At 35.7% G+C, this 16,563-nt stretch carries 13 protein-coding genes; 10 read left to right on the top strand and 3 right to left on the bottom strand.

Annotated features, from left to right (window positions below):
• The 6 genes from kdpA to ACSV4D_RS08475 all read left to right on the top strand — a co-directional run bounded on the left by kdpA (position 1) and on the right by ACSV4D_RS08475 (position 8,557).
• On the top strand, positions 1 to 1,701 hold the full coding sequence (gene kdpA / locus ACSV4D_RS08500) for a potassium-transporting ATPase subunit KdpA (RefSeq protein WP_439227886.1): 1,701 nt from the start codon (positions 1 to 3) through the stop codon (positions 1,699 to 1,701).
• An 11-nt stretch (positions 1,702 to 1,712) separates the two neighbouring features.
• On the top strand, positions 1,713 to 3,731 hold the full coding sequence (gene kdpB / locus ACSV4D_RS08495) for a potassium-transporting ATPase subunit KdpB (protein ID WP_439227884.1): 2,019 nt from the start codon (positions 1,713 to 1,715) through the stop codon (positions 3,729 to 3,731).
• 59 nt (positions 3,732 to 3,790) lie between these two features.
• Positions 3,791 to 4,351 (top strand): K(+)-transporting ATPase subunit C, encoded by a 561-nt coding sequence (locus ACSV4D_RS08490; protein WP_408079716.1) that lies wholly within the window; start codon positions 3,791 to 3,793, stop codon positions 4,349 to 4,351.
• A gap of 179 nt (positions 4,352 to 4,530) precedes the next feature.
• Entirely contained in the window at positions 4,531 to 5,613 is a 1,083-nt protein-coding gene (locus ACSV4D_RS08485; RefSeq protein ID WP_439227883.1) for a porin, read from the top strand.
• A 93-nt stretch (positions 5,614 to 5,706) separates the two neighbouring features.
• Positions 5,707 to 6,828 carry a sensor protein KdpD gene (locus ACSV4D_RS08480; RefSeq protein ID WP_439227882.1) on the top strand — a complete coding sequence of 374 codons (1,122 nt, stop codon included), beginning with the start codon at positions 5,707 to 5,709 and terminating at the stop codon, positions 6,826 to 6,828.
• A 1-nt stretch (position 6,829) separates the two neighbouring features.
• Positions 6,830 to 8,557 (top strand): ATP-binding protein, encoded by a 1,728-nt coding sequence (locus tag ACSV4D_RS08475; protein ID WP_439227881.1) that lies wholly within the window; start codon positions 6,830 to 6,832, stop codon positions 8,555 to 8,557.
• A gap of 322 nt (positions 8,558 to 8,879) precedes the next feature.
• Here ACSV4D_RS08475 and ACSV4D_RS08470 read toward each other — a convergent pair whose 3' ends face one another.
• The 3 genes from ACSV4D_RS08470 to ACSV4D_RS08460 all read right to left on the bottom strand — a co-directional run bounded on the left by ACSV4D_RS08470 (position 8,880) and on the right by ACSV4D_RS08460 (position 11,275).
• Positions 8,880 to 9,155, bottom strand: a complete 276-nt coding sequence (locus tag ACSV4D_RS08470) for a DUF6520 family protein (protein WP_408079724.1) — start codon at positions 9,153 to 9,155, stop codon at positions 8,880 to 8,882.
• Positions 9,156 to 9,244: 89 nt separating this feature from the next.
• Positions 9,245 to 10,777, bottom strand: coding sequence for a MauE/DoxX family redox-associated membrane protein (locus tag ACSV4D_RS08465; RefSeq protein ID WP_439227880.1), 1,533 nt, complete (start codon positions 10,775 to 10,777; stop codon positions 9,245 to 9,247).
• Positions 10,778 to 10,987: 210 nt separating this feature from the next.
• Complete coding sequence (locus tag ACSV4D_RS08460) at positions 10,988 to 11,275, bottom strand: hypothetical protein (protein WP_408079728.1); 288 nt, start codon at positions 11,273 to 11,275, stop codon at positions 10,988 to 10,990.
• A 156-nt stretch (positions 11,276 to 11,431) separates the two neighbouring features.
• On the opposite strand from ACSV4D_RS08460, the gene ACSV4D_RS08455 reads away from it, so the two are divergent.
• From ACSV4D_RS08455 to mobC, 4 genes are all read left to right on the top strand, one after another.
• Positions 11,432 to 12,328 carry a toprim domain-containing protein gene (locus ACSV4D_RS08455; protein ID WP_439227879.1) on the top strand — a complete coding sequence of 299 codons (897 nt, stop codon included), beginning with the start codon at positions 11,432 to 11,434 and terminating at the stop codon, positions 12,326 to 12,328.
• Positions 12,329 to 12,560: 232 nt separating this feature from the next.
• Positions 12,561 to 12,950, top strand: a complete 390-nt coding sequence (locus tag ACSV4D_RS08450; RefSeq protein WP_439227878.1) for a plasmid mobilization protein — start codon at positions 12,561 to 12,563, stop codon at positions 12,948 to 12,950.
• Positions 12,938 to 14,236 (top strand): relaxase/mobilization nuclease domain-containing protein, encoded by a 1,299-nt coding sequence (locus ACSV4D_RS08445; protein ID WP_439227876.1) that lies wholly within the window; start codon positions 12,938 to 12,940, stop codon positions 14,234 to 14,236. The genes ACSV4D_RS08450 and ACSV4D_RS08445 overlap by 13 nt, the downstream gene beginning before the upstream one ends.
• Positions 14,237 to 14,256: 20 nt before the next feature.
• Complete coding sequence (mobC, locus tag ACSV4D_RS08440; RefSeq protein ID WP_439228035.1) at positions 14,257 to 16,239, top strand: conjugal transfer protein MobC; 1,983 nt, start codon at positions 14,257 to 14,259, stop codon at positions 16,237 to 16,239.
• Positions 16,240 to 16,563: the final 324 nt, after the last annotated feature.

The following is a 16,563-nucleotide window of genomic DNA, read 5'->3' as shown; positions in this document are numbered from 1 at the left end:
ATGAACTCTGAAATACTAGGAATTATCGTTATATACGGATTGGTCGTGCTTTTAGCCATTCCGCTAGGTCGTTACATCGGTAAAATATTCAATTATGAAAACACTTGGTTGGACAGAATTTTTAATCCAATCGATAAACTATTCTTTAAGATTGGTGGCATCGATCCATTCAAGGAAATGAACTGGAAACAGCATTTGTTTGCTCTCTTAACTATCAATCTGGTTTGGTTTATCATTTCGATGTTGGTCTTAACCAATATGGCCTGGCTGCCTTTTAATCCAGATGGAAATCCGTCCATGAGTGGCGATTTGGCATTCAATACTTCTGTTAGTTTTGTAACCAATACCAATTTGCAACACTATTCCGGCGAAAGCGGATTGTCCTATTTAGGACAATTAACGTTGATGCTTTGGCAATTTATCAGTTCAGGCTGCGGAATGGCAATTTGTGCCACAGTTTTTATGGCAATGAAAGAAAAAAAATCGGAAACTTTAGGGAATTTCTATAGTTTTTTCGTGAGATCTTGTACCAGAGTTTTATTGCCTTTGTCATTTATAGTAGCCATTATTTTGGTGCTGAATGGAACTCCAATGACATTTGAAGGTAAAGATACCATTACCACTCTTGAAGGCAATGAACAAAATGTAAGTCGCGGACCAGTTGCAGCTTTTGTCGCCATCAAACAATTAGGAACTAATGGCGGAGGATTTTACGGTCCCAATTCGTCGAATCCAATGGAAAACCCAAATTACCTGACCAATATAGTGGAGAATGGTTCCATCTTTTTGATTCCGATTGCACTAGTTTTTGCTCTTGGATTTATCCTGAAACGTAAAAAGTTATCATGGACAATCTATAGTGTGATGACTTTAGGTTTTCTGATGCTGTTGATTCCTGCCGTAATTAGCGAAATGAATGGAAATCCTGCTATTTCTCATATGGGAATTGCCCAAAATATGGGAAGTATGGAAGGAAAAGAAGTTCGTTTTGGTGCTGCTGCTTCCGCAAATTGGGCAACTTATACGACAGTTACAAGTAATGGGTCTGTAAATGCCATGCACGACAGTATGATGCCAATTACAGGAATGACAACACTTCTCGGAATGATGATCAACTGTTTTTATGGTGGCGTTGGCGTTGGATTTTTGAACTTTTATATTTTCATAATTCTCGGTGTTTTCATCAGTGGATTGATGGTTGGTAGAACACCTGAATTTCTAGGAAAGAAAATTGAAGCCAAAGAAATGAAAATTGCGATGATTATTGCCTTGTTGCATCCATTTTTAATATTGGTCGGAACGGCTTTGGCAAGTCATTTATATGCATCTGATCCAGAAGCTTTATCAGGTTGGTTGGCAAATCCTGGGTATCACGGTTTCAGTGAAATGTTATACGAATTCACATCATCATCTGCCAATAATGGTAGCGGATTTGAAGGTTTGGGCGATAATACTCCGTTTTGGAATATTGCTACCGGGATTGTGATGCTTTTGGCACGTTATTTACCAATCATTGGACCCGTTGCTATTGCTGGAATGTTGGCTCAAAAGCAATACATACCTGAAAGCAACGGAACTTTAAAAACAGATACCTCTACTTTCGGATTGATGGTTTTTGCAGTGATTTTTATTGTAGCTGCTTTGTCGTTTTTCCCAGCTTTAACTTTAGGTCCAATCGCTGAATATTTTTCAGCTAAATAATTACAACTATTATGAGTACATCTCAAAATAATTTATTTCAAAAAGAGTTGGTCAGCGAAGCCTTCAAACAATCTTTCGTAAAGCTCAACCCTAAGATAATGTTCAAAAATCCGGTAATGTTTACTGTCGAAATTGGAACAGCCATAATGTTTTTTGTCTGTCTTTGGATTTTATCCGGAGAAGGTTCACAAGGAAGTTTCATCTACAATTTCACCGTTTTTCTAGTTTTATTTCTAACATTGCTTTTCGCAAATTTTGCCGAAGCCATTGCCGAAGCAAGAGGAAAATCTCAGGCTGACAGCTTGCGAAAAACCCGAGAAGAAACGCCTGCAAGATTAGAAAACGGTCAGACCATTTCTTCTGCCGAATTAAAAAAAGGTGACATTTTTGTTTGCGAAGCTGGTGATATCATTGCCGCCGACGGAGAAATTATCGAAGGTTTGGCAACTATAGATGAAAGTGCCATTACTGGCGAAAGTGCTCCGGTAATTCGTGAAGCTGGTGGCGATAAATCATCGGTAACTGGAGGAACAAAAGTACTTTCGGATAAAATAAAAGTAATTGTAACGTCAGAACCAGGCGAAAGTTTTTTGGATAAAATGATTGCCTTGGTGGAAGGTGCAAGCCGTCAAAAAACACCAAACGAAATCGCCTTAACGATTTTATTAGCCGGGTTTACATTAGTGTTCATTATCGTAACCGTAACGTTGGCTCCATTTGCAAAATATGCGAATGCACCAATCACGATTGCAGCTTTTATTTCGCTTTTCGTATGTTTGATTCCAACCACTATTGGCGGATTATTATCAGCTATCGGAATTGCCGGAATGGACAGAGCTTTACGTGCCAACGTAATTACAAAATCGGGAAAAGCCGTGGAAAATTCCGGAGACATTGACGTTTTGCTTTTGGATAAAACGGGAACCATCACCATTGGAAACCGAAAAGCGACTTCTTTTTATCCAACAAATGGCGTTTCACAGGAAGATTTTATCAAATCGGCTGTGTTGAGTTCGCTTGCTGATGATACGCCAGAAGGAAAAAGTATTGTTGAACTTGCTGGACAAGAGGTTGCCAATAAATTATCAATCGAAGGTGCAACTTTAATCAAGTTTACTGCCGAAACCAGAACTTCTGGTGTGGTTTTGAAAGACGGCACCAACATTAGAAAAGGTGCTCAAGATGCTGCGAAAAATATCGCACTTCAAGCAGGAAATTCGTTTCCTGAAGATATTGCACAAAAAGTAATTGACATCTCATCTAACGGTGGAACGCCTTTGGTTGTCATCAAAAACAACCAAGTACAAGGGGTAATCGAATTGCAGGACATCATCAAAACTGGAATGAAAGAACGTTTTGAACGCCTACGCAAAATGGGAATCAAGACGGTTATGGTTACGGGTGACAATCCGCTTACGGCAAAATTTATCGCAGAAAAAGCTGGTGTCGATGATTTTATCGCTGAAGCCAAACCTGAAGATAAAATGAATTACATCAAAAAAGAGCAAGCTGAAGGAAGATTGGTAGCGATGATGGGTGACGGAACAAATGACGCTCCTGCCCTAGCACAAGCCAATGTTGGTGTAGCCATGAACAGCGGAACTCAAGCTGCAAAAGAAGCCGGAAATATGGTGGATTTAGACAATGATCCAACTAAATTAATCGAGATTGTAGAAATTGGGAAACAACTTTTAATGACTAGAGGAACGCTAACGACCTTCTCCATTGCAAATGACGTTGCTAAGTATTTTGCTATCATTCCGGCACTTTTTATCACAGCGATTCCTGCATTGCAGGGTTTGAATATTATGGGATTACACAGTCCGGAAAGTGCTATTTTATCGGCAGTTATTTTTAATGCAATTATTATTCCGTTTCTGATTCCTTTGGCTTTACGAGGTGTTGCTTATAAACCAATTGGTGCATCGGCTTTGTTGCGTAGAAATTTATTAATCTACGGAATTGGCGGTATGATTGTTCCGTTTATTGGAATAAAATTGATTGATATGGTAGTGTCGATGTTTGTGTAGTTAAAGTAATTAGAAAAATAGAATCTGAAACAAGTTCAGATTAAAAAAAAATAGAAATCATGAAAGAAAATATAATACCAGCAATTAGATTAACATTGTTTTGTGCGGTGTTTTTCTCCGGAATTTACACGTTGAGCATTCTCGGAATAGCACAATTGTCTCCCAATCAAGGAAAAGGTGAAATTGTTACCGTAAACGGGAAAAAACAGCATATTAATGTGGCTCAAAAATTCACAGAAAACAAGTATTTCTGGTCCAGACCATCTGCTGTAGATTATAATGCTGCCGGTTCTGGAGGAAGCAATAAAGGCCCAAACAATCCTGAATATTTGGCAGAAGTACAAACCCGCATTGGTGCCTTTTTACATAAAAATCCATCCGTAAAGCGTAGCGAAGTTCCATCGGAATTGGTTACAGCTTCCGGAAGTGGACTAGATCCTAACATTTCTGTGAATGGTGCCAAAGTTCAAATTGAACGAATTGCAAACAGTAGAAATTTGTCAATGGGGAAAATACTAGAAATTGTTCAAAATAATACAGAACGCCCTCTTTTTGGAATGTTTGGACCTGCTAAAGTTAATGTTTTACAATTGAATATTGAATTAGATAAATTAAAATAAGTATTAAGATTTTAGTATTAAGAATTAAGATTGTGAATTTAAAACATAATTCTTTACAAACGGAATGCCTAGCCCAGATTGCTTCGCCAGTTCGGCTTCTAGCCTCGCATGCTGGATTAGTTTCAAATAAAAAATAAAATTAGGATGCGATTGCTTCGTACCTCGCTATGACAAATAAAATGAAAAAAATAGTATTTACAGCTCTTATAACTATCGGATGTGCAACAATAAACGCTCAAGAAATAGATACAGCCAAAAGTCCGTTGACGTTTTCAGGTTATATTGAAACCTATTACAGTTATGATTTTGGAAATCCAGACAATCATGTTCGTCCCGGGTTTATTTATAGTCACAACAAACACAACGAATTAAACTTAAACTTGGGATTGGCAAAAGTGAACTATGCAAAAGATAATGTTCGTGGAAATTTGGCCATTATGACCGGAACGTATGCCGAATACAACTTAGTAGCCGAACAGGATTTGCTGAAAAATGTTTTTGAAGCCAATATTGGTGTGAAAATTTCATCAAAACATAATTTGTGGGTTGATGCCGGAATTATGCCATCTCACATTGGTTTTGAAAGTGCGATTGGGAAAGATTGCCAGACTTTAACCCGAAGTATTTTGGCTGATAATTCACCCTATTATGAAGCTGGAGTAAAAATTGGCTATACGTCTCCATCCGAAAAATGGTATTTGGCGGCGATATATTTGAATGGTTGGCAACGTATTCAGAAGATTGACGGCAATCAAACTCCTTCTTTTGGAACACAAATTACGTATAAACCAAGTGGTAAAACTACATTAAATTGGAGTACCTTTATAGGAAATGAACAGCCTGATGCTGACAGAAAATGGCGTTACTTTAATAATATTTATGGTCAGTTTCAGTTTTCTGAAAAAACCAATTTAACTGCCGGATTTGATATTGGTGCTCAACAAACAGTAAACGGAAGTAGTCATTATGATGTTTGGTATTCGCCCGTTTTGATTTTGCAACACCAACCAACTGCTAAAACTCAAATTGGGGTTAGAGGCGAATATCACCAAGATAATCAAGGTGTTATCATTGCAACTAGAGCTAAAAACGGGCTTAAAACTTACGGCTTTTCAACAAATTTTGATTATTTAGTTTCAGATAATGTGATGTTCAGAATTGAAGCTAGAAATTTATCCAGCAAAGATGATGTGTTTTTGAAAGATGGAAATCCAACTAATAGCAATACTTTTTTGACGACTTCGTTGGCGATTTCGTTTTAATTTTTTGCCACAGATTAAAAGGATTTTTGAAATCTGTGAAAATCTTTTTAATCTGTGGCAAACTTCATTGTTTAGTTTATTTCAAAAGTGATTATGGAAAAACAAAATAACGCCCAGCATTTCCTTGATTTAATTCAGAAATCTCGAAAAGGAAAGTTTAAAATCTACATTGGTATGAGTGCCGGTGTGGGAAAAACGTTCCGTATGTTGCAAGAAGCGCATACCCTTTTGAAGAACGGAATCGATGTTAAAATTGGTTATATAGAAACCCATTTTCGGAAAGAAACCCATGAATTGCTTGATGGCTTGCCTGTAATTCCCAGACGAAGTATTTTCTACAAAGGAAAGCAACTCGAAGAAATGGATGTGCAAGCCATTATTAATTTACGTCCCGAAGTCGTGATTGTAGATGAATTGGCTCATACCAATATCGAAGGAAGTAAAAACGAAAAACGTTGGCAGGATGTTTTGGAGATTTTGGAAGCTGGAATAAATGTGATTTCCGCCGTTAATATTCAGCATATTGAGAGTTTAAATGAAGATGTGAAACGCATTACTGGCGTTGATGTTCAAGAACGCGTTCCCGATAATGTGTTGCGATTGGCGGATGAAGTTGTGAATATCGATTTGACTTCGGAGGATTTGATTTCGCGGTTGAAACAAGGAAAGATTTATACGCAAGATAAAATCCAAACTGCATTAGCCAATTTTTTTAAAACCGAACAAATCCTGCAATTACGAGAATTGGCTTTGAAAGAAGTAGCCAGTCAGGTGGTTCGGAAAGTGGAAAATGAAGTTCCTAAAAATTTGGCTTTAAAGCATGAAAAATTACTGGCTTGTATCAGTAGCAATGACAAAACCGCTAAAATCGTAATCAGAAAATCAGCCCGATTGGCAAGTTATTACAACGGTAGTTGGTATGTTCTATATGTCGAAATGCCAAAGGAAAGTCCCAACAAGATTGCGTTGGACAAACAGCGTCATTTGATTAACAATTTCAAATTGGCCACACAACTTGGTGCTGAAGTAATCAAAATCGAAAGTTCGAATATTACCGAAGCCATGCTGAAAATCGTGGAGCAAAAAGACATCACAACGGTTTGTATTGGCAAGCCGCATTTCAATTTATTTGAAGTAATTTTGTCTACAACTATTTTTAGAAGATTATTAAATAATCTATCGAAATCAAATGTTGATCTTGTAATTCTGTCTTGATATGAAAATTAAAACCAAATTAAACCTCGGTGTTGGGTTGTTATTTACCTTGATTATCATCCTTGTTTTGGTAAGTGCTTTTTATATTTTTTCGATTAAAAAAGACACTCAAAATATTCTGAAAGCTAATTATATAACATTGGAGTATTCCCGAAACATGCTTTCTTCTTTGGATGAAATTACTAAAGATGAACCTAAAGCCATTCATCTTTTTGACAGGAATCTCAAAAAACAACTCATTAACATTACGGAAGCAGGAGAAAAAATAGCGTCTCAAAACTTGCTGAACAACTTTAATCTTTTGAAACAAAATCCAAAAGATGAAAGTCTCAAATCGCAAATTCGACAAGATATTTTTGAGATTATGAAACTCAATATGAATGCGATAAAAATTAAAAGTGATATTGCTAAAGAATCTGCTGAAACTGCTAATTTTTCGATTGCAATTGTGGGAAGTTTGTGTTTTTTAATTGCTTTTAACCTATTGATCAATCTGCCCAATAACATTGCCAGTCCTATCAAAGAGTTAACGGTAAGTATTCAGGAAATTGCGAATAAAAATTATTCTGAACGGGTTCATTTTACCAATCATAATGAATTTGGTGATTTAGCAAAATCATTTAATACTATGGCTCAAAAACTAGAAGAATACAACAGTAGTAATTTGTACAAATTATTTTTCGAAAAAAAGCGATTGGAAACACTAATCAATAATATGCACGATCCAATTATCGGATTAGATAATGAAGCTATTGTTTTATTTGCGAATGATGAAGCTTTAAAAATAATAGGATTAAAATCAGAAGATATTATTGGAAAATCAGCTGCTACCCTAGCCCTGTCGAATGATTTGATACGGTCTTTAATTTTGAAAGAACCAACTAATAATTCACAAAAAAAACAACCTTTAAAGATTTTTGCCAATGGAAAAGAAAGTTATTTTGATAAAGAAACTATTAGCATCACTATTACTCCTACTGGCGAAGAAAAAGAAATCAATGTGGGAGATGTTATTATTTTAAGAAATATTACCATTTTTAAAGAATTGGATTTTGCCAAAACTAATTTTATAGCCACCGTTTCACATGAATTAAAAACACCTATTGCCTCTATAAAATTAAGTTTACAATTATTAGAAAATACATCAACGGGAACCATAAATGAAGAACAAAAACAATTGGTAGAAAGCATTAAAGACGATAGCCAACGGTTATTGAAAATTACAGCCGAATTACTCAATTTGGCACAACTAGAAACAGGAAATATTCAATTGAATATTGAAAAAAGTGATCCCAATGAAATTGTAAATTATGCTATTGATGCTGTTAAAGTAAAAGCTGAACAAAAAAACATTCAATTAGTTACAGAAACTCCCGACAATTTGCCAAATGTTAGAGCAGATAAAGAAAAAACATCTTGGGTTTTAATTAATTTTTTAACCAATGCCATCACTTATTCCTCTGAAAATAGTACTATTATTGTAAAAGTAATTTCAGAAAATGATCAGGTTTCTTTTAGTGTGACTGATTTTGGTCAAGGAATTGATGCTCGTTATAAAAATAAAATTTTTGATAAGTACTTTCAAATTCCAGGAAGCAGTAAATCCGGAACTGGCTTAGGACTTGCGATAAGTAAAGAATTTATTGATGCGCAAAATGGGTCAATCTACGTTGAAAGTGAACTGGGACTTGGCAGTACATTTGGAATTTCACTACATACACTTTCCTGAAAAGCATAAAAAAAACTCCCTAATTGCTTAAGGAGTTTATTGGTGGACGATAAGGGTTTCGAAACATACAAGTTATATTCTGTTTAAAATGTTACAATTTACAGATACAATTCGATTTTAGTACCGCTATGAAAACTCTTAAATAATTATTAAAGGTTTCTTAGTTTATTTTCCCAAATAGACAAATGCACTTTTCTGTAGCAGCAAGACCAAATAAACATGGAAGGAATCAAAGACTTAGATATTGCAGTAACTATAACGTAACAATGCAGTTCCAATTTGGAACTGCATTGTCATTTTCAAAACTCACTAACGGGAGTTCTCAAGGGCGGTACAAAATTTCGGTACAGTTGTCTGAGGAATCTTTACCAAAGGCCTGCGGACCTGAAGTAATACCAGCGCGACAAACAAAGTCTGAAGGGGTGTCACTACAGTTCACTTCAACATCACAGTTCCCCTGATTGTTCAGGAGATATCCTGTTCTTTGGGCAGTACTGCTTGCTGCAGCGCTTTGCATCGCGGTAGTGGCAAAAGCCCCACTAATTCCTAAAATGGCCACTGTAAGCGGCATCATTTTTTTTAAAATCTGCGTTTTCATATCATAGGTATTTAAATGAAACATCGATCTACTTTTTTCTACAGGTGTTCGATCTTATTCCTGATACTGGCCAAGTATATTTTTAAGGACTACTCTTTGTATTTGGTTCCTTTTTTCAATTCTTTTTTGAGCAGAGTATTCCAGTTATAAACTGCTAAATGTGTCCCAAACAAAGCATAAAGATGCTCGTTGGCAATAAAAAAAGCAGTCAGTTTTTTTCCCGGTAGCCGGTAAAGAGCAAAGCTAAAACGGTAACTTTTGTTTTCTAAATTATAAAGGTCTATAATAGAGGCCTCTTGCCATAGTTTATCGTTTTCCAATTGCCCTTTTACCAGAGAGTGTACAAACAGCAAATGCTGTTCTAAAGCGGCATGTGCATTGACAATTAATGGTGGTGCAGCCATTTTTCGCTGCTGCTGATCTTTAAGGTAGGCTATTTTTATTTTTGCCTGAGTTGTAGTATCAATGGTGTGTCCGCGATAATCCAATTCCAAATTATCTTTTCCTACCAGAAATGCATTGCGGTAGTAATAAAGATATACCCATCTGTTCCAGGAGGCATTATATAAAAGCGTCCCATCAGTATCAAAAACACCATCTATTTGCTGTTGCAAAAGGGTCTGGTCGTAGCGTAGGTTTGCTCTTTGACTGGTTTCGAAAATCCCTAAAGTATGCGCGCCATCCTGCCCAATATTGGATCGTATCACAAAAGCACCATTAGCCATCGAAACTGCTTTGGTAAAATAGGGACTGTCACGAAGTTCAGTTGTAATAACCCAATTGGACATATTTCCTTTGTACATCCGCCCCACTACACCATCGACCAAATAAAAATACGGAGGTTGCAACAGTATTTTGACACTTTTAAAAAGAAGCTTTTTCGGAGCATTGGAAATACTGATGGACTTTCTGTTTTTCAATAGTGGATCTACACTCAATAGCTGCAAAGGATTACTATAATTGCCTAAATAAATCCTGTCCTTAGCAAAACCTGCAAAATAATAGGAATTGTATTTTAAATCTATACTGGATTGGAAGCTTACAGGATGTTGGGGATAGCGTCTTATAAAGGGATTATGATACTGCATGATGGCTTCAGAATACAGGAACAACGCAATCATAAAAGTGACACTACTAACAAGGCTTATCACAATAATGCTGACAGTCCTTTTTTGCAGCAACCGAGTAGTCGCAGTGGGATTAAGACTGTGATAAAATACAATGGAGACAATAGCTAATAATACAAAAAAAAGATTGAACAGGAGATGGCTGTTCCAACTCATCTTTTCCAGTATACCACCGCAGGAACAGGGGACAAATGAAGTATAGTGCAGCACTATAAAAATATAACTGCTAAACAAAGTCATTAGGATTAAGGAACCTAAAAGACCTAAATAACGCCAGCTAGTCTTAAGCAAAATCAACACTATAACTATCTCTGCGAAAGGGACGAGATAGGAAATCTCAAAAGCAAAGGCACTCAATAAGGGAGATTGTCCCAACTGCACCTGAAAATTTTCAAAATCAAGAATTTTACTAATGGCTGCGTAGCTAAAAAGCAGAATGTACAATAGGACAATTATTGTTATAATGCGGGTTCTGTTTTTAACTCCAATTTTCATTTTAATCCGTTTTAAGAATTTTTCGTTCAGTACTTTTTCAAAAGTAGCATGGAATCAAACTATATAACGTACTCAAAACCAGCAAATAGTTTTAAAAATCCTGCCAAATTATGAGGGAGGCTGAACTAAAAAAAGTGTTTACTCCCTATTGCTGACAGGAAATAAACACTATGTTTTTTAAGGGATTATTTTTCCTTTGTTTTTTTGAGACTATTTACAGTCTTCACTCAGGCTGGTGAGTTTTTCATTTAAGGCGACCAGTCCCGCTTTTTCCAAGCAATCCTGAGCAATATTTTGCATGCCCAGTAACTCCTCTGGAGCTATACTTTTTAAAAGATCCGAAGGGGTTTCTTTTTGATTGATTCCCAGGCTAATCACATGGGACAATAACAATACTTCTTTACGTGAAATTTTTAAATCAATCTTCACCAGCTCACTCATACCCGGAATACTCAACACCGTATCATACACCTTGGCTACATCATTTGTTGTAATCATAATTCACAGCTTTAAATTAATACTCTTTTACATTACAAAAATAAATAGGCTAGATGAATTCATCCTAATCAAAATATGATGAGGATTGGTCAAGGCGCAAAGCTTCTTTAATTTAGTATTAGCAAACGGAATAATGAACTTGATAAAATGTATGTTATGAATTTCATAAATAGTAAGTTAACAATAAATGAAGCCAAAGAAACAGATCTTATAAATTACCTATCAAATCTGGGCTATGAACCTTCTAAAATAAGAAATAATGATTACTGGTACCGCTCTCCATTACGAAATGAAAAAAAAGCTTCTTTTAAAATCAATCGGAGATTAAATCGCTGGTACGATCACGGTCTTGGGAAAGGTGGCAATCTGATTGATTTTGGAGTACTTTATTTCAATTGTAGCATTGGTGAATTACTACAAAATTTAAGTGGTAATTTTTCTTTTCAACAGCCAAAAATTCAGCAGACAGATTACAATACTATAAAAGAGAATAAAATTATAATTCATAAAGAAATATCCCTTAGCTCCCCTAGCCTTTTAAGTTACCTACAACACCGCAGCATTCCAATTGAAATTGCACAACAGTATTGTGTAGAAGTTCGTTACACTTTGGCGAAAAAAAATCACTTTGGAATCGGTTTTAAAAATGATTTAGGAGGCTTTGAAATTCGTAATCCTTATTTCAAAACAAGCAGTTCACCCAAAGGAATTACCACCTTCTCCAATGGCAATATTGAGGTGAGTGCATTTGAGGGATTCATGGACTTTCTTTCCTTCAAAGCCATGACCAAAAACCTTCCTGAAAAAAGTCAGGACTTTGTCATTCTAAACTCCATTACTTTTTTTGAAAGAGCACGTCCTTTCATGGAAAATCAGGAATCAATCCGACTTTATTTTGATAGAGATGAAACGGGACAAAATTATACAATCCGTGCACTTTCTCTGAGTACTAAATATTGTGATAAAAGCCAGCTTTATAAAAACTACAAAGACTTGAATGACTGGACTATGAATTTTGGAAAAACAGAAGGAAGATCTTTGGACTTAAAATAAGATCTCACAAAGTCATTTCCTGAAGATCACAGATTAATGTTATAAAAAGCTGGAATATTAAAACTTACAGTAATTTGTAAATCATTAGAATCAGCTAAAAGATTGCCACGTTCCTGCAATCGGCAAGATGTCCGTTTGTTAAACAAACGAGATCTTGCTGCCTTTTTACTCGGAACTCGTTGGCAGTGGCTCTGAAATGAATAAAAGTTTGAAAACACGAAAAAGATAGATGATGAAAGCAAAAAAATCAAACAGAACCCGCATTATTGGTTTACGACTACTAACCAGTGAATATGGCAAATTAGAAAAAGAATGGAAAGCTTCAACTTGTAGAAAGCTAAGTGATTATGTACGTAAAAGACTTTTTCAGAAACCGATTGTAACCACTTACCGAGACGCTTCTCTGGATGATTTCATGATAGAAACTATACAGCTTAAGACAGAATTGAATGCAATAGGCAGCAACTTCAATCAGGCTGTAAAAAAACTCCATACACTTCAGCAAATTCCTGAATTCAAAGACTGGATTATCAACTATGATTTGCAAAATAAAATCCTTTTCAATAAGGTAGAAGAAATCAAAAAACACATTCAAAAAATTTCTGAAAAATGGTTGCAATAATTAAGACCGGGAACTCTATTCATAACATTTTTAATTACAATGAGAATAAGGTAAAGCAAGAAGTAGCAGCTTGTATTGGCGAAGGAAATTATCCTGCTGATGCTGACCAATTGAGTACAACAATGAAACTAAACAGACTGCTGAAACAAGCCTCTTTAAATGAAAATGTAAAACGAAACAGTGTTCACATTTCATTGAATTTTGATCCTTCTGAATCTAATTTGACTAAGGAAAAATTAATGAATATTGCTAATACATATATGGAACAAATTGGTTTTGGGAAGCAGCCTTATCTGGTGTATCAGCATCATGATGCAGGCCATCCGCATATCCATATTATTTCAATTAAAATAAGAGAAGACGGCAGCAGAATTGACACCCAAAATATTGGACGAAATCAGTCCGAAACGGCCAGAAAAACAATTGAAAAATCTTTCGGTCTTACAGCCGCTGAAGGACGTGAGAAAAAACAAAATCAGAAACTTCAGCCCATCAGCATGGGAAAGATTGAGTATGGGAAAACAGAAACTAAAAAAGCAATAGCGAACGTTTTGACAGGGGTGCTGAATTCATATCGGTATTCGAGTCTTCCCGAACTAAATGCAGTATTACAACAATACAATGTGTATGCTGACCGGGGAAGTGGAAATTCGAGGATATTCCAAAAAAAAGGATTAGTTTATCGCATACTCGATCGAGAGGGAAAACCGATTGGTATTCCCATAAAGGCGAGTGACTTCTACAACAAACCAACCTTAAAGTTTTTAGAAGAAAGATTTGTTGCTAATAAAACGAATAAATTATCCGATAGAAACCGAATTAAAAATGCTATTGATTTGGCTTTTACAGGAAAAGGAACATCACTTCCTGACTTGATAAAAGTATTGAAAAAGGATGGAATTCATATCGTTTTAAGAAAAAACACCGAAGGCTTAATTTACGGGATTACTTATGTAGACCATAGTACTCAATGTGTTTTTAACGGAAGTACTCTTGGTAAGCAATATAGCGCTAAGGAGATACAAGAGCGTTGCGAATTAAGTACTGCTGGCAAACAAAAAATTTCAGACTCCTTGAGAGATAAATTACAAAAATCTGAATCTCCGAAAACGAATCAAGAAAATAAAAAAACTTCATTTGATCCTGTTTTATCTGGTAATTACGAGAAGCTATTTGAAAAAATGACCGAAATTCTAACCCAATCAGAACAGTCTACAGCTTATATTCCGAAACAACTGAAAGGAAAACGAAAAAAGAAAAAAAGAAGAGGACAATCTGATAATTAATAAAACTGGAAATCATGGCTATGCAAAATGGAGAAAACGAACAGGCTTTGAGGAAAATATTGGATATGACACGATTCATCAGCATCATAATACTGGGAATCCATTTTTACTATTATTGCTATGCCGCATTTAGAGAATGGCATCTTGTGAGCGAGCTTGGTGATACCATTTTGAAAAACATTCTCAAAACTGGAATGTTCGGCAATTTTCAAAAATCCAAACTCTTTGTGCTTGGATTTTTAATGATTTCTTTAATGGGAGCTAAAGGGAGAAAAGACGAAAAGCTGAACTATAAATCAGCCTTTGTTTATATCATAACAGGTATAATACTTTACGGTATCAGCTCCTTATTTTTTTACTTAAAAATGGAAATCACACAGGTTGCATTGATTTACATAGCAACGACTTCGATTGGATATCTTTTGATTCTTTCGGGTGGAACTTTGCTATCCAGAATTATCAAAAGCAAATTGAATCACAAAGATATTTTCAATAAGGAAAATGAAACCTTTCCACAGGAAGAACGACTACTGGAAAATGAATATTCAATCAATCTTCCCGCCAGATATTACCTGAAAGATAAAGTTCGAAAGAGCTGGATCAATATCATTAATCCTTTTCGTGCATTAATGGTATTAGGAACTCCCGGTTCCGGGAAATCCTATTTTGTCATTCGGCATGTGATTACACAGCATATTCGAAAAAGCTTTACAATGTTTATTTATGATTTCAAATTCGATGACCTTTCTAAAGTAGCTTACAATACATGGCTGAACTACAAACACCTTTATCCGGTAGTTCCTCAGTTCTATGTTATTAATTTTGATGATCTCAGTCGCACGCATCGCTGTAATCCCTTAGAGCCTTCTGCAATGACAGATATCACAGATGCCGCAGAATCCGCCCGGACTATTCTACTGGGACTCAACCGGGAATGGATTAAAAAACAGGGAGACTTCTTTGTGGAATCCCCAATCAATTTCCTAACGGCAATCATTTGGTATTTAAGAAAATACAAAGACGGTCAGTTCTGTACACTTCCCCATGTTATAGAGCTAATGCAGACCGATTATGATCAGCTCTTTACCCTACTTAGAACAGAAAAGGAAATTGAAGTATTAATTAACCCTTTTGTCAATGCTTATCTTAACGATGTGATGGAACAGTTGGAAGGACAAATTGCGTCTGCCAAAATCGCAATGGCAAGACTTTCTTCTCCCCAACTCTATTATGTCTTATCTGGTAATGATTTTAATTTAGACATCAATAATCCCGAAGAACCTAAGATTGTCTGCATGGGAAACAATCCTCAAAAAATACAGATTTACGGGGCCGTCTTATCACTATATGTTAGCCGTTTGATAAAACAGGTAAACCAAAAAGGCAAACAAAAAAGCAGTCTGATTTTTGATGAATTTCCAACTATTTATCTGAATAACATGGATAGTTTAATTGCTACGGCCAGAAGTAATAAAGTGGCGACCTGTTTGGGAATTCAGGACTTCAGTCAGCTACGCAAAGATTACGGTCGTGAACAGGCAGATGTGATTATGAATATTACCGGAAATATCATCAGTGGACAAGTAACCGGTGATACCGCTAAACAATTATCCGAAAGATTTGGTAAAATTATGCAGGACAGAGAAAGCCTTTCCATCAACAGTAGTGATACCTCGATTAGCCGTTCTAAACAATTGGAATCAGCCATTCCTCCTTCCAAAATTTCTTCCTTAAGTTCGGGTGCATTTGTAGGTATGGTGGCTGATGATCCCGACTGTAAAATTGAACTCAAAACATTCCATTCTGAAATTATTAATGACCATGAAGCACTCAAAACTGAGCAGAATAATTATAAAGATATACCCGTAGTTCGTAACATTGACAACAACATGGTTCAGCGTAATTATCTTCACGTAAAGCAAGATATTCAGGATATTATTCACTCAGAAATGGAAAGACTCTTAAATGATCCGGCCATGAATTACCTGATACTCAAGAAATAATTTTTAATTAGGTCATCAAATTTAGTAATGAACAAAAACTTATCGATCTATTTAGGATGATCTAACTAAACTACTTCATAGTTCATTTAATAACTTTTGCTGGAGAATACTAGATTAAGCTATCAAAATCATTTTGAACATTATACAGATTACCAGCAGATATATCTGAAATTTATAAATTAAAAAGGCCTTGATTTCTCAAGACCTTTCTTTGGTATAGCATACTTTAAATTATTTAAAATTCCATCCTAATGTTATTCCAAAAGCCAGAGGTCTGATTTTTGCATTTTTATCAATACTGTACAAACCATTAGCTTTTCTTTC

Origin of the sequence: Flavobacterium sp. ARAG 55.4, assembly GCF_051846875.1 — a bacterium.
GTDB lineage: Bacteria > Bacteroidota > Bacteroidia > Flavobacteriales > Flavobacteriaceae > Flavobacterium > Flavobacterium plantiphilum.
The sequence above is the reverse complement of the archived record's forward strand: the minus strand, read 5'-3'. Positions and strand labels throughout refer to the sequence as shown.

What these genes read in the sequence shown, in the direction of transcription:
- ACSV4D_RS08450 (WP_439227878.1), top strand. Translation starts at nt 12,561, where the DNA reads ATGAAAGCAAAAAAATCAAACAGAACCCGCATTATTGGTTTACGACTA.
- ACSV4D_RS08490 (WP_408079716.1), top strand. Translation starts at nt 3,791, where the DNA reads ATGAAAGAAAATATAATACCAGCAATTAGATTAACATTGTTTTGTGCG.
- kdpA (WP_439227886.1), top strand. Translation starts at nt 1, where the DNA reads ATGAACTCTGAAATACTAGGAATTATCGTTATATACGGATTGGTCGTG.
- ACSV4D_RS08480 (WP_439227882.1), top strand. Translation starts at nt 5,707, where the DNA reads ATGGAAAAACAAAATAACGCCCAGCATTTCCTTGATTTAATTCAGAAA.
- ACSV4D_RS08460 (WP_408079728.1), bottom strand. Translation starts at nt 11,275, where the DNA reads ATGATTACAACAAATGATGTAGCCAAGGTGTATGATACGGTGTTGAGT.
- ACSV4D_RS08465 (WP_439227880.1), bottom strand. Translation starts at nt 10,777, where the DNA reads ATGAAAATTGGAGTTAAAAACAGAACCCGCATTATAACAATAATTGTC.
- ACSV4D_RS08445 (WP_439227876.1), top strand. Translation starts at nt 12,938, where the DNA reads ATGGTTGCAATAATTAAGACCGGGAACTCTATTCATAACATTTTTAAT.
- ACSV4D_RS08475 (WP_439227881.1), top strand. Translation starts at nt 6,830, where the DNA reads ATGAAAATTAAAACCAAATTAAACCTCGGTGTTGGGTTGTTATTTACC.
- kdpB (WP_439227884.1), top strand. Translation starts at nt 1,713, where the DNA reads ATGAGTACATCTCAAAATAATTTATTTCAAAAAGAGTTGGTCAGCGAA.
- ACSV4D_RS08485 (WP_439227883.1), top strand. Translation starts at nt 4,531, where the DNA reads ATGAAAAAAATAGTATTTACAGCTCTTATAACTATCGGATGTGCAACA.
- mobC (WP_439228035.1), top strand. Translation starts at nt 14,257, where the DNA reads ATGCAAAATGGAGAAAACGAACAGGCTTTGAGGAAAATATTGGATATG.
- ACSV4D_RS08470 (WP_408079724.1), bottom strand. Translation starts at nt 9,155, where the DNA reads ATGAAAACGCAGATTTTAAAAAAAATGATGCCGCTTACAGTGGCCATT.
- ACSV4D_RS08455 (WP_439227879.1), top strand. Translation starts at nt 11,432, where the DNA reads ATGAATTTCATAAATAGTAAGTTAACAATAAATGAAGCCAAAGAAACA.